This window comes from Paraburkholderia susongensis, from assembly GCF_900177725.1.
Classification (GTDB): domain Bacteria; phylum Pseudomonadota; class Gammaproteobacteria; order Burkholderiales; family Burkholderiaceae; genus Paraburkholderia; species Paraburkholderia susongensis.
The window spans coordinates 794,912-815,390 of sequence record NZ_FXAT01000002.1; the positions used below are offsets into that span (position 1 = coordinate 794,912).

The window sequence follows — 20,479 nt, forward strand, 5'->3', positions numbered from 1 at the left end:
CGCGCCTGCGATTCTGGGTCAGCGGAATCATCGTCGCGTATAGCGGATGCTGATCGCGAGCAACGCGCCCGTGCCTTCGAGCGCGCAAGCCAGTGTGTTCGGCGTGTCGATGCGCAGCGTGTCGCCGGTTTCGAGTTGCAGCGGCTTTGCCGCACTCTCCGCACTCTGCGCACCCTCGAGCGTGAGCGCGACCGAACCGCTTGCGCAGAACAGCAGCGCCACGTCGCCCTCGAGCATGCGCGATGCAGCCGACTGCGCTTCGCATCGCCACACTTCGAGCGCACCCTGCGCGAAGTCGCGCCGCACCATGAGGTTGAAGTCGCGCGTCGCGCCGTCGACGAGCCGGGCGTCGATGCGCGCCTCGCCGTCGAAGCGCGCGATGTCGAACGCTTCTTTCAATGCGTGCGACTTCACGACCTGTGCACCATCCAATTCATCGAGCAGCATGCCCGCGCCGGACAACAGCACGAGCGTCCGGTCGACGCCGTCGAAGCGTGAGAACGGCCCGGCCTGCGCGACGTCGGCGACGCTCACGCGCCACACGAAGTCGCCAGGCCCTGCGCTCTGCCCGCCGTCCTGCGACGGAAACGCGGCCACTTCGCGCGTGATCCCGCCGCCGTTTTTCCACGGCGCGGCCACGAGGTCAGCGCCGCGAATCAGCGTGACGATGGCCGTGCCGCCAACGCCGCGAACACCGCTCACGCCGTCAACAACGGCCACGATCAGCGGCCCAGCATCGGCAGATTGAGGCCCGCTTCGCGCGCGGTCTGCTGCGCGAGTTCATAGCCCGCATCCGCGTGACGCATCACGCCAGTGGCCGGGTCGTTCAGCAGCACACGGCCGAGGCGCTGGTGCGCGGCATCGGTGCCGTCCGCGACGATCACTACGCCCGAGTGCTGCGAGAAGCCCATGCCGACCCCGCCGCCATGATGCAGCGAGACCCACGACGCACCGCCTGCCGTGTTGAGCAGCGCGTTGAGCAGCGGCCAGTCGCTGACCGCGTCCGAGCCGTCTTTCATCGACTCGGTTTCGCGATTCGGGCTCGCGACCGAACCGGTGTCGAGGTGATCGCGGCCGATCACGATCGGCGCCTTCAGCTCGCCGTTCTTGACCATCTCGTTGAACGCCTGGCCGAGACGATAGCGATCCTTCACGCCAACCCAGCAGATACGCGCCGGCAGACCCTGGAACGCGATACGCTCGCGCGCCATGTCGAGCCAGTTGTGCAGATGCGGATCGTCGGGGATCAACTCCTTGACCTTCGCATCGGTCTTGTAGATATCCTCAGGATCGCCCGACAGCGCGACCCAGCGGAACGGACCCTTGCCTTCGCAGAAGAGCGGGCGGATATACGCGGGCACGAAGCCCGGGAAATCGAACGCGTTTTCCACGCCCATTTCGAGCGCCATCTGGCGGATGTTGTTGCCGTAGTCGAGCGTCGCCGCACCACGTTCCTGCAACGTCAGCATCGCCTGCACCTGTTTGGCCATCGACTGCTTGGCGGGCGTGACGATGCTTTCCGGCGCGGTCTTCATACGCTCGCGCCAGTCTTCGACCGTCCAGCCCTGCGGCAGGTAGCCGTGAATCGGATCGTGCGCGCTCGTCTGGTCGGTCACGCAGTCCGGCGTGATGCCGCGCGCGACGCACTCGGCGAACACGTCGGCGGCATTGCCGAGCAGGCCGACCGACACCGGCTTGCTGGCGCGCTTCGCTTCGTCGAGCATCGCGAGCGCTTCGTCGAGCGTCTTCGCTTTCTTATCGACGTAGCGCGTCTTCAGACGGAAGTCGATGCGCGTCTCGTCGCATTCGACCGCGATCATCGAGAAGCCTGCCATCGTCGCGGCGAGCGGCTGCGCGCCGCCCATGCCGCCCAAGCCGCCCGTCAGGATCCAGCGGCCCTTGGGGTCGCCGTTGAAGTGCTGGTTCGCCACCGAGAAGAAGGTCTCGTAGGTGCCCTGCACGATGCCCTGGCTGCCGATGTAGATCCAGCTGCCCGCGGTCATCTGGCCGTACATCATGAGGCCCTTGCGATCGAGTTCGTGGAAGTGTTCCCACGTCGCCCAGTGCGGCACTAGGTTCGAGTTCGCGAGCAGCACGCGCGGGGCGTCCGCATGCGTGCGGAACACGCCGACCGGCTTGCCCGATTGAATCAGCAGCGTTTCGTCTTCGTTCAGGTCCTTCAGCGACGTGAGAATCTGGTCGAAGCAATCCCAGTTGCGCGCGGCGCGGCCAATGCCGCCGTACACGACGAGCGCGTGCGGGTGCTCGGCTACTTCGGGATCCAGATTGTTCTGGATCATCCGGTACGCGGCTTCGGCGATCCAGGTCTTGCAGGTCTTTTCCGCGCCGCGCGGTGCGCGGATCGTGCGGGTCGGGTCGAGACGCGGATCGATATGCTTAGGATTGTTCATGATGTCCCTCGGGATGCTTGAAGCTGTTCGATAAAGAAATTCAGTGATGCTGAAAAACCAGAATCAGAAATGTCCAGTGAAGCGGTAGCGGCTGCCTGGATGCCACAGATTGGCGATCGAGGCGACCTGGCTTTGCGACCACGTCCGCCGGTGCAGGACCAGGCACGGCTCGCGTTCACTCATGCTCAACAACTCGCGCGTGATGTCGTCCGCCGCCAGCGCTTCGATGCGGTACTCGACCCGCTGCAGCGGCGCCACGCGCACGAGATACTGGTTCGGCGTCGTGTTCGTGAAGTCCTGCAACGCGTATTCGGGCGCGACCGCCGGATTCACCCAGCGCTCTTCGAGCTGCACCGGCTCGTCGTTTTCGAAATGCAGCAGGCGCGAGTGAAACACGGGGCTGCCCGCACTCACCTGCATTTCTTCGGCGAGCGCGGCATCGGTAATGCTCGCGCCGATGTTGAGCACCTGCGCGTGATAGCGATGACCGCGCGCGACGATTTCATCGGAGATGCTGCGGATCGCGACCAGCGTCGATTCGTACTTGGGACGGGCGACGAACGTGCCCGAGCCTTGCACACGCGTGAGCACCTGCTCCGAGGTCAGCTCGCGCAATGCGCGGTTGACCGTCATGCGCGCGACGTTGAACTCGCGCGCAAGCTCGTTTTCGGAGGGCACCTGGTCGCCTTCGGCCCACTCGCCCGCATGAATGCGCGAGAGGATGAAGTCCTTGATGCCCTGATAAGCCGGTGCGTTCATTGGCCTGATCCGTGTGTCCGGCGACTTACTGCTCGGACACGAACGACAACGGGCTCAGCTTCGCGATCGTGCCGTCCTGCACGAGCTTCGTGACAGCCGCGATGTCCGGTGCGAAGTAGTGATCGAGCTCGTAGTGCGGCACGTTCTTGCGCACCACGTCCATGACCTTCTGCAGGCTCGGGCTGGTCTTGTGCGGCGCGCGCAGATCGACGCCCTGCGCGGCGGCGAGCAGTTCGATCGAGAGGATGTTCGCGGTGTTCTCGGCGATGTCGCCAAGCTTGCGCGCGGCGAACGTCGCCATCGACACGTGGTCTTCCTGGTTCGCCGAAGTCGGCAGCGAATCGACCGAAGCCGGATGCGCGAGCGTCTTGTTCTCCGACGCGAGCGCGGCAGCCGTAACGTGCGCGATCATGAAGCCGGAGTTCACGCCACCATCCCTGACGAGGAACGGCGGCAGGCCCGACAGCGTCGCGTCGATCAGCAGCGCGATACGGCGCTCGGCGAGCGCGCCGATTTCCGCGACGGCGAGCGCGAGGTTGTCGGCAGCGAAAGCGACCGGCTCGGCGTGGAAATTACCGCCCGAGAGCACTTCGCCGGTGTCCGGGAAAATCAGCGGATTGTCGGACACCGCGTTCGCTTCGAGCAGCAGCACTTGCGCCGCGTGGCGCATCTGGTCGAGACACGCGCCCATCACCTGCGGCTGGCAGCGCAGGCTGTACGGGTCCTGCACCTTGTCGCAATCAGCGTGCGAAACGTTGATCGCCGAGCCTTGCAGAAGCGACCGGTAAGCCGCGGCAGCATCGATCTGGCCTTGATGACCGCGCAGTTCATGAATACGTGCATCGAACGGCTTGACCGAGCCCATCGCCGCATCGACCGACAGCGCGCCGGCCACGAGACCCGTGCGGTACAGGTCTTCGATTGCGAACATGTTGTAGAGCGCGAGCGCGGTGGACGCCTGCGTGCCGTTGAGCAGCGCGAGACCTTCCTTCGCCTGCAGCGTGAGCGGCTTCAGGCCGACGAGTGCGAGGCCTTCGGTAGCCGGCATGCGTTCGCCCTTCGCGAACACTTCGCCGACGCCGAGCAGCACCGCCGACATATGCGCGAGCGGCGCGAGGTCGCCCGATGCGCCAACCGAACCCTTGACCGGAATCACCGGCAGCACGTCGGCGTTGAACAGCGCGATCAGCGCTTCCATGACTTCGCGGCGGATGCCCGAGTGGCCGCGGCCGAGGCTCGAGAGCTTGAGCGCCATCAGGAGACGCACGACCGGACGCGACATCGGCTCGCCCACGCCGACTGCGTGCGACAGCACCAGATTGCGCTGCAGCAGTTCGAGCTGCTCACGCGGGATATGCGTGCTGGCAAGGCGGCCGAAGCCGGTGTTGATGCCGTAGGCCGGCTCGCCCTTGGCGGTGATGTCGGCGACGGCCTGCGCGCAGGCGTCGATGGCGGCGTGGCTCGCGGGATCGAGTTGCAGCGTGACCTGTTCACGCGCGATCTGGCGCAGTTGCGGAAGGCTCAGGTGGCCGGGCTTCAGAATCATGGTGTGTCGTCCTGTCTATACAAGTTCAAATAAGTCTAGCTTGGCGTTCTTGTATATACAACTTCTTTTTCAGGATTTCGGGCCTGGGGATTTCCATTATTCCCAGCGTCCTTCGAGGCAGTACGCCCGAGTGCTTGTGGCTGGGCCGTGCGTGGGCCGTTGAGCATCCGCCGGACACTGGGTGGCGCGGCGTTGCCTCTGAACTTGTATATACACCTTTGTGTTCGCGCGCCGTGTAGCCGGAGATGCGCCGGCCCCGGCGCGGCGGCGAGCCGCCCGGGCCGATATAAGAGTTATAGGAGAGCCGGCCCGGGGTGCAAAAAGCCTGCTGGAGATGTGCGTGGTAATGGCTGGCCGTTGGAGCCGCCCCCTAAAGCCTGACCCTCGCCGCGATGAAATCCAGAAAGCACTGCACCCGCCCGGCGAGCGACGCGCTCTGGTAGTACACCGCGTTCACCGGCTGCCGTTCGTCGACGAGCAGGTTGCCGAGAATCGGCACCAGGCGCTTTTCGCGCACGTCGGCGGCGGTCATGAAGTCGGCGAGACAGGCGATGCCCCAGCCCGAGAGCGCCAGTTGCCGCAGCGTCTCGCCGCTCGACGCCGTGATCGACGGCTCGATCTTCAGCGCCGGGGCTTCGCTCTCGTGACCCTTGCCGGCCTTTCGCCTCTTGCCCCCTTCCCGCAGCGGCCAGCGGTTCAGATGCTCCGGCGCCGTGAAGCCGATCAGCCGATGCGCGCGCAGCGCGTCGATCGTCGTCGGCTCGCCGTATTGCGCGAGATACGCCGGGCTCGCAAGCACGCGCAGCTTGCTGCTGCCGAGCGCGCGCGCATGCAGCGTCGAGTCCTGCAGCACGCCGATGCGAATCGCGATGTCCACCTTCTGTTCGAGCAGATCGACGATCCGCTCGCTGCTCGTCAGCTCGAGCCGGATCTCCGGATACAGCGCGGAAAACGCGGTCATATGCGGCGCCACGCAATGCAGCATGAACGGCGACGCCGCATCGACGCGCAAACGCCCCGACGGCCGTTCGCGGCCGCGCGCAACCGACTCCTCGGCCTCTTCGAGCGCATCGAGAATCGCGCGGGCGCGCCGCAGAAACGCGTCGCCTTCCTCGGTCAGATGCAGACGCCGCGTCGTGCGCCGCACGAGCGCGGTATCGAGCTTCTGTTCGAGGCGCGTGAGCGCGCGGCTCACACCGGAGACGGTCTGCCCCAGTTTCTCGGCCGCCGCGGTGATCGAACCGCTGTCGATCACGGTGACGAACACGAGCAACTCGTCGGTGGACGTTTTCATTGTTGATTTCGAGTCAAGATTGATTTGAGACTAACACGCTTTTTGCGAAAATCCGTACGAGCGATACTGCAGGCCTGTCCTCGTCTTTCCATCAGGGAGAACGTCTTGAAGATTTTTGTTACAGGCGCAAGCGGTTTTATCGGCGGCTCGATCGCGGCGCATCTCGTGCGCGCCGGTCATCATGTGCGCGGTCTGATCCGCAAGCCCGAATTGAGCGCCGAGTTGCAGCGGCTCGGCATCGAGCCGGTCGTCGGCACGCTCGACGACCGCGCGTTGCTGATCGCCGAGGCGCAAGCGGCCGACGCCGTCATCAACACCGCGAGCAGCGATCACGAAGGCGCGGTGCGCGCGCTGATCGACGGGCTCGCCGGCTCCGGCAAAGTGTTTCTGCATACGAGCGGTTCGAGCATCGTCGGCGATGCGTCGGGCGGCGAGGCCGCGAGTGACGCAAATGGAGCCCGCATCTATCACGAAGACGCGCTGCCCGCGCCGACCGCCGACAAGGCCGCGCGCGTCGCGATCGATCAGCTCGTGCTCGACTCGGCGCAACGGAACATTCGCGCGGCCGTGCTGTGCAACACGCTGATCTACGGCCACGGCGCGGTGGCGGGCAGCGCGAGCGTGCAACTGCCGCGGCTCGTGCGCCAGGCGCAGAAAAGCGGCGTGGTGCGGCACGTGGGCAGCGGCGGCAACGTCTGGTCGAACGTGCATATCGACGACGTCGCCGAGCTGTATCGTCTCGCGCTCGAAAAAACGCCTGCCGGTACGTTCTATTTCGTCGAAAGCGGTGAGGCGTCGTTCCGCGACATGAGCGCCGCGATCGCGCGGGCGATGAAGCTCGGCACTCCGCAAGACTGGCCGCTCGAAGAGGCGAAACAGGAATGGGGCTATGAGATGGCGTCGTATGGACTCGGCTCGAACAGCCGCGTGCGTGGTGAACGCGCGCGCAAACTGCTGGGGTGGCAGCCGCGCCGTACTTCGGTGATCGAGTGGATCGAGCGTGAGATGCTGTCGCCGGAAAAGGCGTCCTGAGAGTGTCTTGACCGGACGGCCGAAAGGGCGGCCTTCAGAAGGACTTCTTCGGAGCGTCCCTCAAGAGAACTTCTTCCGGCCGCCCCTGCGGGGCGGCCTCCAAAGCGTAATCTGTGTAAGCGCAGCCGTTGCGAATCCGTAAGCTCATTTCGATAGAATCGCGCCCAACTGATCGTGCGATTCGACCGTCCGTCTCGCACCTGAGCCCGGATCCGATCGATGACTTTCGCGCTGAATTTCTACTGGCTGACCAACCTGCTGGCGATTCTGTTCGTCATAGCGTGCCTCTACGACGCGCGCTACGACGAATACGGCGTGTTGACCCTCGCCGCGGCCGCGATGAGCCTCGCCGTGATGGCGATGGAGCTGTTCCTCAAACCCGCCTTCGACATGGCGCTATGACGCGCTCATGCCTCTAGCCCCTCACTAACCGCACGCGGGGCAACCGCCCTGCGGCTCATCCTCGTAACGGTCGTGATACCTGACCCAGTCGGTCAGATTGCTCTCCTCGTTGCGGCCCTTCGGCGCGATGTCGAGATGCGCGTAGACGCCGACGAAACGCTCGTCGCCGCGTCCGTAGCATGAATACGTGTGGTACACGTCGCCGTTTTCGTCCTTGTAAAACACGCTGTGGCCGTGCTGTTCGTCGATGCCGACGTCCTGTTCGATGAAGTTGTAGAACGCGTTTTTGCTTGCCAGTTGCTCGGGCGTGAACGACACGTGGTAGTCGAAATTGAAATCGCCGCCGCTCGACGACACCCACGGAAAGGTCCATCCCATGCGCCGTTTGAACGCCTCGATCTTCACGAGCGGCGCGTGCGATACCGTCACATAGCTCACGTCGTGATGTTCGAGATGCGTCACGATGCCGGTCATGTGATCCGACAGGAACGAGCAGCCGACACAGCCCTCCTGCCAGTCCGGCCCCAGCATGAAGTGATAGACGATCAACTGGCTGCGGCCGTCGAACAGATCGGCGAGCGTCTTGCGGCCCTGCGGCGTATCGAACGCATAGGTCTTCTCGACCTTGACCCACGGTAGCGCGCGGCGCTTGCGGGCGAGTTCGTCGCCGGCGCGCATGTGCGCTTTTTCTTCGGCGAGCAGCGCGCGGCTGGCGGCCAGCCACTCCTCTTTCGTACCAATGCGGTGTTGCGGTTCCATCTGCGTCTCCTTTCCCGCGTGCTGCGGGTTGACCCAGGCACATCCCGAACGGAACCGGATACAGGACCGTTCGAACTGATTCGGCTCATGCGGCGTTACGGTTGCAGTGCGTCTCGCCAGCGAGACGTTCGTGCGTGAACATCAGCCGCCGGCCTTCTTCGCGCGACGGCCACGCATCGCGGCAGGCCTTGTCGAGCGCGACGCGGTCACGCCATCTTCTGGCGCAACAGGATCGGACTCTTCTTCGACAAAGGCCGCAAGACGGTCGAGCGACGCGGACCAGAAGCGCTCATAGCGGCCGAGCCATTGCATCGCCTCCTGCATCGGCCCCGCGCAAAGCCGGCACGCAACCGTGCGCCCTGTCTTGCTGCGCGTGACGAGACCCGCCGAGCACAGAACGTCGACGTGTTTCATCACCGCGGGCAGGGACATTGCAAGCGGCTGCGCGAGTTCGCTGATCGACAGATCGCGTTCCGACAGACGCGCAAGCAACGCGCGCCGCGTGGGGTCCGACAACGCTGCGAACGTGCGGTCGAGCATGATGCCCTCAAACTTAACCATGAGGTTAAGTTTAGAAACGCGCGCGCGAAAGTCAAGGACAGGTATGCATTTTCGCGAAGCGTGCGTACATCACGCGCGAACCGCCATAAAAAACCGGGAGAAAAAACGGAATGGGAACGGAATGAAGCGGAACGAAAAAGATACGCGGCGCGCCTCGGATGAAAACCCGCAACGCACCGCGTCAACCTGGAGAACAACCGACTATCTGCCCTGAAGCCAAACCGGGCGCATCCCGCTCAAATCGCCCAACCGCCCAGATAAAACCCAACCAGCACAACCGCAATCGCCACCGTGCCGACATTGAGCTTGCGATACTCGCCGCTCACGACGCGCCCGATCACGAGCGTCGCGAAGCCGAGCATGATGCCGGTCACGATGTTCGCGGTCAGCACGATGAACACCGCGCACACGAGACCCGACATCGAGTCGACCATGTCGTCCATATGCAGCTTGCTCACGTTCGAGAGCATCAGCAGGCCGACGTACATGAGCGCGGGCGCCGTCGCATACGAAGGCACGAGACCGGCGAGCGGCGAGAAGAACATCACGACCAGAAACAGCACGCCGACCACCGCCGCCGCCATCCCGGTCTTCGCACCCGCTGCCACGCCGACCGTCGATTCGATATACGCAGCCGCCGGCGCGCCGCCGAGCAGACCCGAGAAAACCGAGCTGAGCGAATCGGCGGTCAACGCGCGGCCGCCGTTGATGATGCGGCCGTTCGCGTCGAGCTGGCCTGCCTGCCCCGCCACCGCGCGAATCGTGCCGGTCGCGTCGAACACGGCAGTCATCACGAGCGCGAGCACGCTCGGCAACACGGCCATCGACAGCGCGCCCTTCACGTCCATCGCACCGATCAGCGACGCATGTCCCGGCGCGCTCAAGGACGGCACCGCGAACACGCCGTGAAACGACACAGCCGGATCGATCGCGAGTGCAATCGCCGAAATCGCGACGATCACGATCAGGATCGAACCGGGCACGCGGCGCCGCACGAGCCCGAAAATCGCGGCGAGCCCCGCGACCGACATCAGCGCCGGCAACGCCGTCAGATGCCCGAGCGAGACCGGCAGGCCGGCGCCCGGATTCTTGACGACGAGGCCGACGTCGTTGGCCGCGATCAACAGCAGAAAGAGACCGATGCCGATGCCCGTGCCATGCGCGATGCCGGTCGGCAGATTGCGCAGGATCCATGAGCGCACGCCCGTCACCGAGATCGCGGTGAACACGACGCCCATTAGAAACACCGCGCCGAGCGCGACGTTCGGATGCAGCCCTTTGCCGAGCACGAGGCCGAATGCGGTGAACGCGGTCAGCGAGATCGCGCAGCCGATTGCGATCGGCAGACGCGCCCACACGCCCATCAGCAGCGAGCCGAACGCGGTGGTCAGGCACACGGCCACGAACACCGCGCTCGTGTCGAAGCCCGCCTTGCCGAACATGCCCGGCACGACGAACACGGAATAGACCATCGCGAGAAAGGTCGTTACGCCCGCGACGATTTCCTGGCGCTGCGAACTGCCGCGTGCGGAAATTTCAAAATAGCGATCGAGAAAGCCCTTCGAGTCGAACGATTCGGTCGCGACCTCGGAATTTGCGAGGGCCTGGGGTTCCATCATGATGAGTGCCTCCTTTATCAGCGTGCTGAAACGGCCGCCGTGGCGGCCATCATCAGGTTCGTCTCGTGGATTTGTTTAGTGTGGGTGCCGCCTTTTCTGCCTCGAAATGTAGGGCAACACAAATATGTCTCCAATCGCATGAATGGCATGCTGGACATGTCACGAGACTTATATCGTTTGCAGGACGGCGAGCCGCGCAGGCGCTCCGCGCGTTTACACCTACGGCCTGCCATGAGGATCTGTAAGGCTTTCGCGGGGGCGCGGCGCGCGCCATGCCGTATCAATGCCGCGCAAGCGCCCGCGAAACGGCCGGAGAAACCGCTGGAGAAACCGGGCCGCACCGCAGCGCAGGTTAAACTCTGGCCCGTACCTGTCCCAACCGCGGCGGCTCATCGCGCCCGTCCGCACCGGCCCATGGAGTTTTTCCTGATGACTGGCGGTTTTCCGCGCCCTGCCTGGCGTCTGCCGATTCACCCGCTTTACCGGATTTGTTCGCTTCATTCGCTGCGCCTGTTGCTCGCCGTGGCCGCGCTGCTGACGCTGGCCGCGCTCTCCGGTTGCAGCAGCCTGCTGTGGGGTACGCAGCAGGCGCCGATCGTCGATGCGACCGTGATGCCCGTCGAGCCCGCGAGCGCTCCAGTAGCCGCTTCCGCGCCGGAGCCGGTCGAGAGCGCGGCGAACGAGGAGCCTGGGCAGCCGAAGAAGCCGAGAAAGCCGATCGTGAGGCCGCACAAGGTCGAGCCGCCGCCGCCCGTCGCCGCGCCCGCGCCGCCGCCTCCCCCGCCGCCGCCGCTGATCGTGCTGCGCACGATCGAGCGCAGCGAGGCGCGCACGCTGCTCGACAGCGAAGTGCAGAAGCCCGACGGCAAGGTGGTCGGCCGCGCGGTCGACATGACCACCGATGCGGCCGGCAAGCCGCGCGAGATGGTCGTCAATCTGCAGGGCTTTCTCGGCGTCGGCGACCGCAAGGTGAACTTCCCGTGGAGCGCATTCCACTTCACGCCGAGCGCGAAAACCGCACCGATCACGCTGAACGCGGCGGCTGTGCCGGCGACCACGGGCAAGTCCGATGCCGTGCAGTTGCCGCTGATCGACGCCACCGTCGAGCGCGCGAACGGCGCGAAGGTGGGCCGCGTGATCGACGTGCTGATCGACGGCAATGCGCAGCCGCAGGCGGTCGTGCTCGACGTGAGCGGGATGGTCAGCCCCGACCGGCGCACGATCGCCGCGAACTGGTCGGCGCTGCACTTCGTCACGCGCGACAAGGAACTGCATCCGCTGATCGATCTGAGCGACGCGCAGATCAACGCGGCGCCGCCCTACGCGAGCGACAAGCCGATCCGCGCGGTATCGCCGGCGCCACCCGCCGCGCCTGCCGTGTCCGCTGCTCCAGCCGCGTCGGCACCACCCGCTGCCGCCGCGGCGCCGGCGGCCGCCTCGAAGGCCGTGGCGGTTTCCAACGCACAGGCGGTCCGATGACGGGCCGCACTCTGGTCACGGCGCGCAGCCTGCGCGCGCTCGATTGGCTGAATTTCTTCGTCGCCAACGTGCAGACAGGCTTCGGGCCGTTCATCGCGTCGTATCTCGCGTCGCATAAATGGACCCAGGGCGAGATCGGCATGGTGCTGTCGGTCGGGACCATCAGCGCGATGGTGAGCCAGGTGCCGGGCGGCGCCGCGGTCGACGCGCTGCGCAACAAGAAGGGTGCGGCCGCGTGGGCCATCATCGCGATCATCCTGAGCGCGGTGCTGCTCGCGGCGAGCCCGACCGTGCTGCCGGTGATCGCCGCCGAGGTGTTCCACGGCTTCGCGAGCTGCATGCTGACGCCGGCGCTCGCCGCGATCTCGTTCGCGCTCGTCGGGCGCGCGAATCTCGGCGACCGGCTCGGGCGCAACGCGCGCTGGGCGTCGATCGGCAGCGCGGTCGCGGCCGGTTTGATGGGTCTGTTCGGCGAATACTATTCGCCGCGCGCGGTGTTCTGGCTGACCGCCGCGCTCGCTGTCCCCGCGCTGATCGCGCTGTCGATGATCCAGCGCACCGACACGATCGAGCTGCCGAAGGCCGCGCCGACGCCGCAGCAGCTCGAGCGCCGCGAGAGCCTGCGCGCGTTGCTGCGCGACAGGCGCATGCTGCTGTTCGCGGCGTGCATCGTGCTGTTCCATCTGTCGAATGCGGCGATGCTGAACCTCGCCGCCGGCGAAGTGACGGCCGGCATGGGCGACAACGTGCAGCTCGTGATCGCGGCGTGCATCATCGTGCCGCAGGCGATCGTCGCGATGATGTCACCGTGGGTCGGACGCTCGGCCGAACGCTGGGGGCGCCGGCCGATCCTGCTGCTCGGCTTCTCCGCGCTGCCGGTTCGCGCGCTGCTGTTCGCGGGCATCAGCAGTCCGTATCTGCTCGTGCCGGTGCAGGTGCTCGACGGCCTGAGCGCCGCGGTGTTCGGCGTGATGCTGCCGCTGATCGCCGCCGACGTGGCCGGCGACAAGGGCCGCTACAACCTGTGTATTGGTCTCTTCGGACTCGCGGCCGGCATCGGCGCGACGCTGAGCACGACGGCGGCGGGCTTCATCGCCGATCATTTCGGCAATGCGGTGAGCTTCTTCGGTCTCGCGGCAGCGGGCGCGCTCGCCGTGCTGCTCGTATGGGCGGCGATGCCCGAAACGCGCGACGCGACAGCCAGTAACGGCGACGGCGGCGACGCACCGGTGACGGATCACGGAGAGTCGGCGCTGAGATGACCTCAACGCGCCGCCACGCTCACCTCAATCGATCGCCCGGCCCGCGGTCTCGCGCATGAACGGCAGCGGCAACAGCGACACGAGGCTGCAGCCGATCAGATACCAGGCCGGCGCGAGGTTGCTGCCGGAAATCTGGATCAGCCAGGTCGCGAAGAACTGCGCAAAGCCGCCGAAAATCGACACGCCGAGGCAGTAGACGATCGACATGCCGGTCGCGCGGATCGCACGCGGAAACAGCTCCGGCAGCATCACGATATTGGGCACGGCGGTGAACGTGACGAGCACCGCGAGCACCGCCACGACCGACAGCAGCACCGGCACCGTCGGCGACGCGTTGATCGCCATGAATGCCGGATAGACCGCCAGAATCAGCAGCACGCGCGACACCCACAGCACGCGCTTGCGGCCGATGCGATCGGACAGCGTGCCCGCGAACGGCGAGCAGATCACGGTGACCACCGCGCCGGTCCACGCGGCCCACAAGGCCGACACCATCGGCAGATGCAGGATGCGGATCGCGTAGGTCGACAGATAGAACAGCACGATGTAGTTCGCCGCCGTGCCGCCGATCGTCGTCAGCACACCGGTCGTGATCGAGCGGGCGTGATCGCGGAACAGGTCGCGGACCGGTTGCGAGGCGGGCTTCGCGGCAACCTGCGCGGCATCTTCGACACCGGGCAGCGTCTCGTCGAGATGACGCCGGATATAGATGCCGATCGGCCCCATCGCCATGCCGATCACGAACGGCACGCGCCAGCCCCAGCTTTCGAGCGCGGTTTGGGACAACGTCGCGGCCAGCGCGACGCCGAGCAGCGACCCGCACACCGTGTTCAAGCCCTGGCTCACGAACTGCCAGCTGCCGTAGAAGCCACGCGTCTTGTCACTGCCGTATTCGAGCAGCAGCGAGGTCGATGCGCCGATCTCACCGCCCAGCGCAAAGCCCTGAATCAGCCGCGCGAGAATCACGAGCAGCGGCGCGGCCACGCCGATCGCCGCATACGTCGGCGCAAACGCGATGATCGCGGAGCCGAGCGTCATCAGCCACAGCGTCAGGCTCATCGCCGCCTTGCGCCCCGCGCGATCCGCATAACCGCCGAGCACGACACCGCCCACCGGACGCATGATGAAGCCGACGCCGAACGTGCCGACCGCGAGCATCAGCTGCGCGAGCTGGCCTTCGACCGGGAAGTACAGCTTGCCGATGATCGTCGCGAAGAAGCTGTAGATCGTGAAATCGAAAAACTCGAGGCCGTTGCCGAGCGTGATCGCGGCAATCGCCTTGGCCTGGTGCAGACGTTTTACGGGTTGCGTGCCTGGTTCGGCGGCGGCCGATGCGGTGGCCGACGTGGTGGCCGATGCACCGGCGAGATTCGCGCGGCCCTGCGCATCGAGCGCGTCGAGTGGGTCGAGCGAGTTGGCACCCGCGGGCCGCGGTGTGGCGGAATAGTCCATCTGTGTCTCCATCGTGTTCTTCCTGCGGCGCAAAGCGCTCGCGCGGGCCGTCGCCACGAGCCGCTCGCGCGCGGCTTGCGGCGACGGCCCGCGACACCCCCGCGTCAAACCAGAAACGTCTGCGTGAGCTTCACCCAGTAAGCCGCGCCGGTGGCGAGGCAATCGTCGTTGAAGTCGTAGCCGGGGTTATGCACCATGCAGCCGCCCTCGCCGTCGCCATTGCCGATGATGAGGTAGCTGCCCGCGCAGCGTTCGAGCAGGAATGCAAAGTCTTCGCTGCCGGTGAGCGGCTGCATCTCGCGGATCAGACCATCCTCGCCGAGCCAGTCGAGCGCGACCTGGCGCGCGAGCGCGGTCATTTCCGCATCGTTGACGAGCACCGGATAGCGGCGCTGATAGTCGACCTCGGCGCGCGCGCCGAACACGGCCGCCTGCGCGGTCGCGACTGCCGTGATGCGCTCCTGCAGATAGTCGCGCACCTCGGGCCGCAGCGCGCGCACCGACAGGCGCATCTCGGCCGTCTCCGGAATCACGTTCGGCGCTTCGCCCGCGTGAATCGCGCCGACCGTGATGATCGCCATGTCGAGCGGCGCGATGTTGCGCGACACGATGGACTGCAACGCGAGCACGATCTGCGCGCACACGACGACCGGATCGACCGCCTTGTGCGGCACCGCGCCGTGACCGCCGCGCCCCGTCACCGTAATGACGACCGTATCCGACGAGGCCATGAACGAGCCCGGCAGGAAGCCGAACTTGCCGGTCGGAAAGCCCGGCATGTTGTGCATCGCGAACACGGCGTCGCACGGGAAGCGCTCGAACAGGCCGTCCTCGAGCATCTTCTTCGCTCCGGCGAGACCTTCTTCAGCCGGCTGGAAAATCAGATTCAAGGTACCGTCGAAGCATTTCTCGCGCGCCAGATGCTTCGCCGCCGCAAGCAGCATCGCCGTGTGGCCGTCGTGGCCGCATGCGTGCATCTTGCCGGGCACCTTGCTCGCGTACGGCAGGCCGGTGGTTTCGTGAATCGGCAGCGCGTCCATGTCGGCGCGCAGGCCCAGCCGGCGCGTGCCGTTACCCACTTTCAACTGGCCGACCACGCCGGTCTGCCCCATGCCGCGCTGCACCGTATAGCCCCACGCCTGCAGGCGCTCGGCGACCAGATCGCTGGTTGCGAACTCCTCGTAGGCCAGTTCCGGCTGCGCGTGGATACTGCGCCGCAGCGCGATCATTTCGTCTTCGAGTTCGGCGATGCCCGCCGGAATGACCATCGTGTTCACGTACCGTCTCCTTCCATGTCAACGTGAACCGAGCATAACCACGCCGATATTCCGGCGGCAGGCGTAGAATCGTTGCGGCGGCAACCGGTGGTTGCCACTCCGGGTTGCCACTAGGGGATCGCTTCCCCGCTTGCCACGATCGGGCGGCTCAGTCAGATGAAACTGCATCAACTCAATACGCTCGCGGCGATTGCCGATACCGGCAGCATCCGGGCCGCCGCCCGCTCGCTGGGACTTTCGCCGGCCGCCGTGACGAAGGCGATGCGCGAACTCGAAGCCGACCTGCACGCGCCGCTCGTCGTGCGCGGCGCGAGCGGCGTCGCGTTCACCGAATTCGGCCGCGCGCTCGTCGTGCATGCGCGGCTCGTGCTCGGTCAACTGCAGCGCGCGGAAGCCGAGATCGAGGCGTTGCGCGGCACGGTCGCGGGCAAGCTGTCGATCGGCGTGACGCCGTGGGTCGCGCTGACCTTCCTGCCGCCTGCCGTGCAGCGCTTTCGCCAGCGCATGCCGGACGTGCAGCTGGAATTCTTCGAGGGTCTGCTCGCGGTCGTGCAGCCGCGCCTGCGCGACGGCAGCCTCGATTTCTCGATCGGCCGGCCGCCGCCCGCTTCGCCGCAGTCGGAATTTCACAACGTGCCGCTCTTTTCGACGCATTCGGCGGTCGTCGCGCGGCGCGATCATCCGAAGGCCGGTTGCCGCACGCTGCTCGAACTCGAACACGCGGAATGGGTGCTGAACTGGGACCCCGCCAGCCGCGAGTCGATGGCGGACAATCTGTTCCGCAAGCGCGGCATGCGCGTGCCGGGCACGATCCTGCTCGCGCATTCGCTCGCGATCGTGCTCGGTCTGCTCGCGCGCACGGACATGCTGAGCATCTTCCCGTGGCCGCTCGTCGAAGTGACGCTCGCGAAGGAAAACCTGTGGGCGTTGCCGCTGCGCGAGACGGTCGACGAAACCATCGTCAGCATCACGTCGCGCCGCGGCGCGCCGGTGAGCCCTGCGGCCACCTGTTTTCTCGACTGCCTGCGCGAGACGATCGACGAAGGCGCGCGCTCGCAGGACCCTGAGCAACGCCGGCTGTTTCATTCGATCGAGCTGCTGCTGTAGTTCGCGAGTCCTTCATGAGCCCGTCGTGAGCCCGTCGTGAACCCATCTCGGCTTCGCGTCGGATCAGTCGAGAAACTCCACCGCGCGCTTTCTCAGCATCGCGCTGAAGTCGTCGAGCCAGCCGATCGACAAACGCCAGCTCTGCCAGTACAGATCGACGTCGATGTGCTTGCCTCGCGCGATTTCCACCAGTTCGCCGCGCGCCAGGTGCCCTGCCACCATCCGCTCGGGACACATGCCCCAGCCGAGGCTCATCACGCATGCGCGCAAAAAACCGGCGACGTGCGGAATCCAGTGCAGCGGCGGATCGAGTTCCGCGCGCGTGATGCGCCGCATGAAGCGCTTCTGCAGCTGATCCTTCGGATTGAAGTCGACACACGGCGTGCGCCGCAAGCTCTCGCGCGTGACGCCGTCGGCGAAATAGCGCTCACGAAACGCGGGCGAGCAGACCGCGAGATAGCGCATGCGCCCGAGCCGCGTCGAGCGGCAACCCTGCACCGGTTCGGCCTGCGTCGTGATGGCGCCCTGCACGCTGCCGTCGCGAATCCGCTGCGCGGTGTAGTCCTGATCGTCGATCACGAGATCGAGCAGCATCTCGCGTTCGACGCAAAACGGCGCGACCGCGTCGATGAACCACGTGCCGACGCTGTCGTCGTTGACGGCCACACGAAGCGCCGGCCACGCTTCGACGAGCGCGCCGGGCAGCGCCGGCAGCCGGCCGTTCAGCTCCGCTTCGAGCAGTTGCACGCGCTCGGTATGGCGGCACAGCAGCGCGCCCGAGGTCGTCGCGACGCACGGCTGGCCGCGCTTCACGAGCACGCTGCCGACCCGCTCCTCGAGCAGCTTGACCCGCTGCGACACCGCGGACGGCGTGATATTGAGTTCGCTCGCGGCACGGTCGAACGAGCCGTGGCGCACCACGGCGGCCAGCGCATCGAGCAGCGCATAGTCCAGCATTAGCGTTCCTTAATCTGCATTAAGTAAATTAGCTTCTCTTATGAACCGCAAAACCGCAGACTAGCGCTGTTCGATTTTTCCGTCTATCCCCCTCTTCCCCTTTCTCCGTCTTTGGACCGTTTATGAACTGGCTGTCCTTTTCTCATGGCGCTGCCCTGTGCGCATCGCTGATCGTGACGATCGGCGCGCAGAACGCCTTCGTGCTGCGTCAGGGCATCATGCGCTCGCATGTCGGCAAGATCGTGCTGCTGTGCACGCTGTCGGATTTCATTCTGATCGGCGCGGGCGTCGGCGGAGCGTCGGTGCTGATGGAGCGCTACCCGAGGTTCGTGCACGCGATGCTGTATGTCGGGCTTGCGTATCTCGCATGGTTCGGCATCAGCGCGCTGCGCCGCGCGGTCCGGCCGGGGCATGCGGTGCTCGATGGATCGGCAGGTGACACCACGCACGGTACGCCGTCCACGCAACGCGCGCTGCCCATCGTGCTCATGACGCTCGCGTTCACGTGGCTCAATCCGCACGTGTATCTGGACACTTTCCTGCTGATCGGCACGGCCGGTGCGCGCGAGCCGCAAGGCGCGCGGCTCGCGTTCGCACTCGGTGCGATGGCGGTCAGCGCGGTCTGGTTCGTCGGCCTCGGCTATGGCGCGCGCCTGCTCGCGCCGCTGTTTCGCCGCGCGACTGCGTGGCGCGTGCTCGATGGCGCGATCGGCAGCATGGTGCTGCTGCTGGCGGTGACGCAGTTGCGTTGAGCACGGTTGCGATCAACCGCGAACAGCGCCTCGAACGTTCTTCGGCCCGGGGCGCACAACGCCCTGGCCGTCCGCGCTACACGTTTGCGTCGAGCGCGATGGCCTCGGCAAGATCGGCGATCCGCGATTCGGCGAATACACGAATACCGTGCTGCCGCAGCAGCGTCGCGGTGACACCCTCGGCCTCATGCGTCGCGCCGCTGAAACTCCCGTCATGGATGAACGTACTGCCGCACGACGGACTGCCATCGGCGAGCAACGCATAGCGGCAGTTCTCCGCTTGCGCGCGCTGCAACGCATAGCGCGCGCCTGCAATGAAAAGCGCACTCACGTCCGCGCCTGTGTTGTCGTAAATCGACGCAGCGTGATTCAGCACATCGACGCCGCCGCGGCGCAATTCGATTTCCGCGGGCGGCCGCGGAGTCGGCAATCCGGCCGCCACCTCCGGACACACGATCACGAGACGGCCTTCGTCGCGCCAGCGCGCGAGCCACGCATCGCGTACGGTTCGAGCCGCGCCGTTATAGCGGACCGGATGCCCGGCAAGACAGGCGCTGACCAGAATTTTCAACATGATGGTGCGTGCTCGATGAGTACTCGATTCGTGCCCGATGAGTGCGCCCTGGCGGGCGCCGCTCGGGTGAATAGGCTTCAGGGCATCGATTGTAATGAAGCTGGGCACACCTATTGCTGAAATCCGCTTGCCGGCACCTCACCCGTGAAGGCATGAAACGCCTGCCACGGGCCGCCGTTTCAACGTCATTTCAACAATCCACCGGTGGAGGCACCATGCTTCGATACGCTGTCATTTTCTTCATCATCGCCATCATCGCCGCGGTGTTCGGCTTTGGCGGCATCGCCGCAGGCGCGACGGAAATCGCCAAGGTGCTGTTCTTCATCTTCGTGGTGATCTTCCTCGTCACCCTGCTAATGGGCGTGATTCGACGCTGACCGTTGCAGGCAGCGCCGAGGTGTATCTACGCCTGCCCGATGCGCTCCGGCAGCGCCCCGTTGCAATACTTGCCCGCATCGTATTGCAATAGTTGCCGCCGCATCGGGCTTCCTCCTGTTTTTGCGAACTTTTCCGCTCACATCCTGTAGCGCATCGAGCGCGGCGTCAGGCCGCGTGCGCGATGGGCGGCGTTGCGCGCAGGCGCTGCGACCAGTTCGCGAGCGTGCGCGTCGCGACCGGCGGCTTGCTCAGAATCGCGCTGTCGTAGCGCTTGCCTTCGAAGCGTGTGAAATCGACGATACGAAACCCCTGCCCGCGATAAAACGCGATCAGATGCGTGGCGGGCTGCGGCGTATCGAGCGCGAGCTCCGCATAGCCGCGCGTCGCGGCCCAGTGCTCGGCGAACGCGATCAGCAAGCTGCCGATGCCGCGCGCCTGCCATGCGGGCTCGACCGCAAACTGCCGCAAGCTCGCGACGTCGTCGTGCCGGTACAGCTCGCACGATGCTTCGCGATCCGAAGCATATAGCGTCATCGTGCCGACGATGCGCCCTTCGCACACCGCCACATAGCAATCGCCGCGCATTGCGCGCTGGCGCGTCGTCTCGACGGTCTGATCCACGCACGTGCAGTTGAGCCCTTGCGCGCCGAGCGACGCGAACGCGCGATGCAGCATCGCCGTCAAGGCAACGAACGACTCGCGCGACGCGTCGAAGCGGCGCAATTCGACATGGCCGATGCCATGACACACATAGCGAACGGGAACGGCTTGCTTGATTACGCGACGCGTCACGTTGAGCACCTCGTGGTAACAGGATGCCCGAAGTGTAGGTTTCGCCCGTGAGCGTCTCAAGAAAAA

Annotated in this window: 20 protein-coding genes; 7 read left to right on the forward strand and 13 right to left on the reverse strand. The window is 65.7% G+C overall.

Going from position 1 to position 20,479, the window contains the following annotated elements; genetic code table 11:
* Positions 1–27: 27 nt before the first annotated feature.
* From B9Z01_RS08650 to B9Z01_RS08670, 5 genes are all read right to left on the reverse strand, one after another.
* Positions 28–720 carry a HutD/Ves family protein gene (locus tag B9Z01_RS08650; RefSeq protein WP_244195960.1) on the reverse strand — a complete coding sequence of 231 codons (693 nt, stop codon included), beginning with the start codon at positions 718–720 and terminating at the stop codon, positions 28–30.
* Positions 721–722: 2 nt separating this feature from the next.
* A complete protein-coding gene (gene hutU / locus B9Z01_RS08655; protein WP_085481829.1) occupies positions 723–2,411 on the reverse strand; it encodes a urocanate hydratase in 1,689 nt (562 codons plus the stop codon).
* A 63-nt stretch (positions 2,412–2,474) separates the two neighbouring features.
* Entirely contained in the window at positions 2,475–3,170 is a 696-nt protein-coding gene (hutC, locus tag B9Z01_RS08660; protein WP_085481831.1) for a histidine utilization repressor, read from the reverse strand.
* Positions 3,171–3,195: 25 nt separating this feature from the next.
* Entirely contained in the window at positions 3,196–4,716 is a 1,521-nt protein-coding gene (hutH, locus tag B9Z01_RS08665) for a histidine ammonia-lyase (RefSeq protein ID WP_085481833.1), read from the reverse strand.
* A 370-nt stretch (positions 4,717–5,086) separates the two neighbouring features.
* On the reverse strand, positions 5,087–6,010 hold the full coding sequence (locus B9Z01_RS08670) for a LysR family transcriptional regulator (protein WP_085481835.1): 924 nt from the start codon (positions 6,008–6,010) through the stop codon (positions 5,087–5,089).
* 105 nt (positions 6,011–6,115) lie between these two features.
* Between B9Z01_RS08670 and B9Z01_RS08675 the strand changes: the two genes are divergently transcribed.
* Together B9Z01_RS08675 and B9Z01_RS08680 are read left to right on the forward strand one after the other, a co-directional pair.
* Positions 6,116–7,042 (forward strand): NAD-dependent epimerase/dehydratase family protein, encoded by a 927-nt coding sequence (locus tag B9Z01_RS08675; RefSeq protein WP_085481837.1) that lies wholly within the window; start codon positions 6,116–6,118, stop codon positions 7,040–7,042.
* Between the two features lie 219 nt (positions 7,043–7,261).
* Positions 7,262–7,444: a hypothetical protein gene (locus B9Z01_RS08680; RefSeq protein ID WP_085481839.1), complete on the forward strand. Its 183-nt coding sequence runs from the start codon at positions 7,262–7,264 to the stop codon at positions 7,442–7,444.
* A gap of 24 nt (positions 7,445–7,468) precedes the next feature.
* Here B9Z01_RS08680 and B9Z01_RS08685 read toward each other — a convergent pair whose 3' ends face one another.
* The 3 genes from B9Z01_RS08685 to B9Z01_RS08695 all read right to left on the reverse strand — a co-directional run bounded on the left by B9Z01_RS08685 (position 7,469) and on the right by B9Z01_RS08695 (position 10,383).
* A complete protein-coding gene (locus tag B9Z01_RS08685) occupies positions 7,469–8,203 on the reverse strand; it encodes a DUF899 domain-containing protein (RefSeq protein WP_085481841.1) in 735 nt (244 codons plus the stop codon).
* A gap of 141 nt (positions 8,204–8,344) precedes the next feature.
* Positions 8,345–8,764, reverse strand: a complete 420-nt coding sequence (locus tag B9Z01_RS08690) for an ArsR/SmtB family transcription factor (protein ID WP_085481843.1) — start codon at positions 8,762–8,764, stop codon at positions 8,345–8,347.
* Positions 8,765–9,000: 236 nt separating this feature from the next.
* A complete protein-coding gene (locus B9Z01_RS08695) occupies positions 9,001–10,383 on the reverse strand; it encodes an NCS2 family permease (protein WP_085481845.1) in 1,383 nt (460 codons plus the stop codon).
* Positions 10,384–10,812: 429 nt separating this feature from the next.
* On the opposite strand from B9Z01_RS08695, the gene B9Z01_RS08700 reads away from it, so the two are divergent.
* Together B9Z01_RS08700 and B9Z01_RS08705 are read left to right on the forward strand one after the other, a co-directional pair.
* A complete protein-coding gene (locus tag B9Z01_RS08700) occupies positions 10,813–11,862 on the forward strand; it encodes a PRC-barrel domain-containing protein (RefSeq protein WP_085482113.1) in 1,050 nt (349 codons plus the stop codon).
* On the forward strand, positions 11,859–13,124 hold the full coding sequence (locus B9Z01_RS08705) for an MFS transporter (protein WP_085481847.1): 1,266 nt from the start codon (positions 11,859–11,861) through the stop codon (positions 13,122–13,124). The genes B9Z01_RS08700 and B9Z01_RS08705 overlap by 4 nt, the downstream gene beginning before the upstream one ends.
* Positions 13,125–13,148: 24 nt before the next feature.
* On the opposite strand, the gene B9Z01_RS08710 is transcribed toward B9Z01_RS08705, so the two are convergent.
* Both B9Z01_RS08710 and B9Z01_RS08715 read right to left on the reverse strand, forming a co-directional pair.
* Entirely contained in the window at positions 13,149–14,576 is a 1,428-nt protein-coding gene (locus B9Z01_RS08710) for an MFS transporter (protein ID WP_085481849.1), read from the reverse strand.
* Between the two features lie 104 nt (positions 14,577–14,680).
* Positions 14,681–15,853 carry a M20 aminoacylase family protein gene (locus tag B9Z01_RS08715; RefSeq protein ID WP_085481851.1) on the reverse strand — a complete coding sequence of 391 codons (1,173 nt, stop codon included), beginning with the start codon at positions 15,851–15,853 and terminating at the stop codon, positions 14,681–14,683.
* A 156-nt stretch (positions 15,854–16,009) separates the two neighbouring features.
* On the opposite strand from B9Z01_RS08715, the gene B9Z01_RS08720 reads away from it, so the two are divergent.
* On the forward strand, positions 16,010–16,960 hold the full coding sequence (locus tag B9Z01_RS08720; RefSeq protein WP_085481853.1) for a LysR family transcriptional regulator: 951 nt from the start codon (positions 16,010–16,012) through the stop codon (positions 16,958–16,960).
* A gap of 63 nt (positions 16,961–17,023) precedes the next feature.
* Here the strand turns inward: B9Z01_RS08720 and B9Z01_RS08725 are convergent, their stop codons facing one another.
* Positions 17,024–17,917 (reverse strand): LysR family transcriptional regulator ArgP, encoded by an 894-nt coding sequence (locus B9Z01_RS08725; protein ID WP_085481855.1) that lies wholly within the window; start codon positions 17,915–17,917, stop codon positions 17,024–17,026.
* Between the two features lie 122 nt (positions 17,918–18,039).
* On the opposite strand from B9Z01_RS08725, the gene B9Z01_RS08730 reads away from it, so the two are divergent.
* Positions 18,040–18,669, forward strand: a complete 630-nt coding sequence (locus tag B9Z01_RS08730) for a LysE/ArgO family amino acid transporter (RefSeq protein WP_085481857.1) — start codon at positions 18,040–18,042, stop codon at positions 18,667–18,669.
* Between the two features lie 76 nt (positions 18,670–18,745).
* Here the strand turns inward: B9Z01_RS08730 and B9Z01_RS08735 are convergent, their stop codons facing one another.
* Complete coding sequence (locus B9Z01_RS08735) at positions 18,746–19,243, reverse strand: 2-thiouracil desulfurase family protein (protein WP_085481859.1); 498 nt, start codon at positions 19,241–19,243, stop codon at positions 18,746–18,748.
* Positions 19,244–19,458: 215 nt separating this feature from the next.
* On the opposite strand from B9Z01_RS08735, the gene B9Z01_RS08740 reads away from it, so the two are divergent.
* Positions 19,459–19,620 carry a DUF1328 domain-containing protein gene (locus B9Z01_RS08740; RefSeq protein ID WP_085481861.1) on the forward strand — a complete coding sequence of 54 codons (162 nt, stop codon included), beginning with the start codon at positions 19,459–19,461 and terminating at the stop codon, positions 19,618–19,620.
* 166 nt (positions 19,621–19,786) lie between these two features.
* Here the strand turns inward: B9Z01_RS08740 and B9Z01_RS08745 are convergent, their stop codons facing one another.
* Positions 19,787–20,413: a GNAT family N-acetyltransferase gene (locus B9Z01_RS08745; protein WP_143808865.1), complete on the reverse strand. Its 627-nt coding sequence runs from the start codon at positions 20,411–20,413 to the stop codon at positions 19,787–19,789.
* Positions 20,414–20,479: the final 66 nt, after the last annotated feature.

Excerpts from the sequence above, each read along its gene's own strand:
- hutU (WP_085481829.1), bottom strand. The coding sequence starts at position 2,411 with ATGAACAATCCTAAGCATATCGATCCGCGTCTCGACCCGACCCGCACG.
- hutC (WP_085481831.1), bottom strand. The coding sequence starts at position 3,170 with ATGAACGCACCGGCTTATCAGGGCATCAAGGACTTCATCCTCTCGCGC.
- hutH (WP_085481833.1), bottom strand. The coding sequence starts at position 4,716 with ATGATTCTGAAGCCCGGCCACCTGAGCCTTCCGCAACTGCGCCAGATC.
- B9Z01_RS08670 (WP_085481835.1), bottom strand. The coding sequence starts at position 6,010 with ATGAAAACGTCCACCGACGAGTTGCTCGTGTTCGTCACCGTGATCGAC.
- B9Z01_RS08680 (WP_085481839.1), top strand. The coding sequence starts at position 7,262 with ATGACTTTCGCGCTGAATTTCTACTGGCTGACCAACCTGCTGGCGATT.
- B9Z01_RS08685 (WP_085481841.1), bottom strand. The coding sequence starts at position 8,203 with ATGGAACCGCAACACCGCATTGGTACGAAAGAGGAGTGGCTGGCCGCC.
- B9Z01_RS08690 (WP_085481843.1), bottom strand. The coding sequence starts at position 8,764 with ATGGTTAAGTTTGAGGGCATCATGCTCGACCGCACGTTCGCAGCGTTG.
- B9Z01_RS08695 (WP_085481845.1), bottom strand. The coding sequence starts at position 10,383 with ATGATGGAACCCCAGGCCCTCGCAAATTCCGAGGTCGCGACCGAATCG.
- B9Z01_RS08700 (WP_085482113.1), top strand. The coding sequence starts at position 10,813 with ATGACTGGCGGTTTTCCGCGCCCTGCCTGGCGTCTGCCGATTCACCCG.
- B9Z01_RS08705 (WP_085481847.1), top strand. The coding sequence starts at position 11,859 with ATGACGGGCCGCACTCTGGTCACGGCGCGCAGCCTGCGCGCGCTCGAT.
- B9Z01_RS08710 (WP_085481849.1), bottom strand. The coding sequence starts at position 14,576 with ATGGACTATTCCGCCACACCGCGGCCCGCGGGTGCCAACTCGCTCGAC.
- B9Z01_RS08720 (WP_085481853.1), top strand. The coding sequence starts at position 16,010 with ATGAAACTGCATCAACTCAATACGCTCGCGGCGATTGCCGATACCGGC.
- B9Z01_RS08725 (WP_085481855.1), bottom strand. The coding sequence starts at position 17,917 with ATGCTGGACTATGCGCTGCTCGATGCGCTGGCCGCCGTGGTGCGCCAC.
- B9Z01_RS08730 (WP_085481857.1), top strand. The coding sequence starts at position 18,040 with ATGAACTGGCTGTCCTTTTCTCATGGCGCTGCCCTGTGCGCATCGCTG.
- B9Z01_RS08735 (WP_085481859.1), bottom strand. The coding sequence starts at position 19,243 with ATGTTGAAAATTCTGGTCAGCGCCTGTCTTGCCGGGCATCCGGTCCGC.
- B9Z01_RS08740 (WP_085481861.1), top strand. The coding sequence starts at position 19,459 with ATGCTTCGATACGCTGTCATTTTCTTCATCATCGCCATCATCGCCGCG.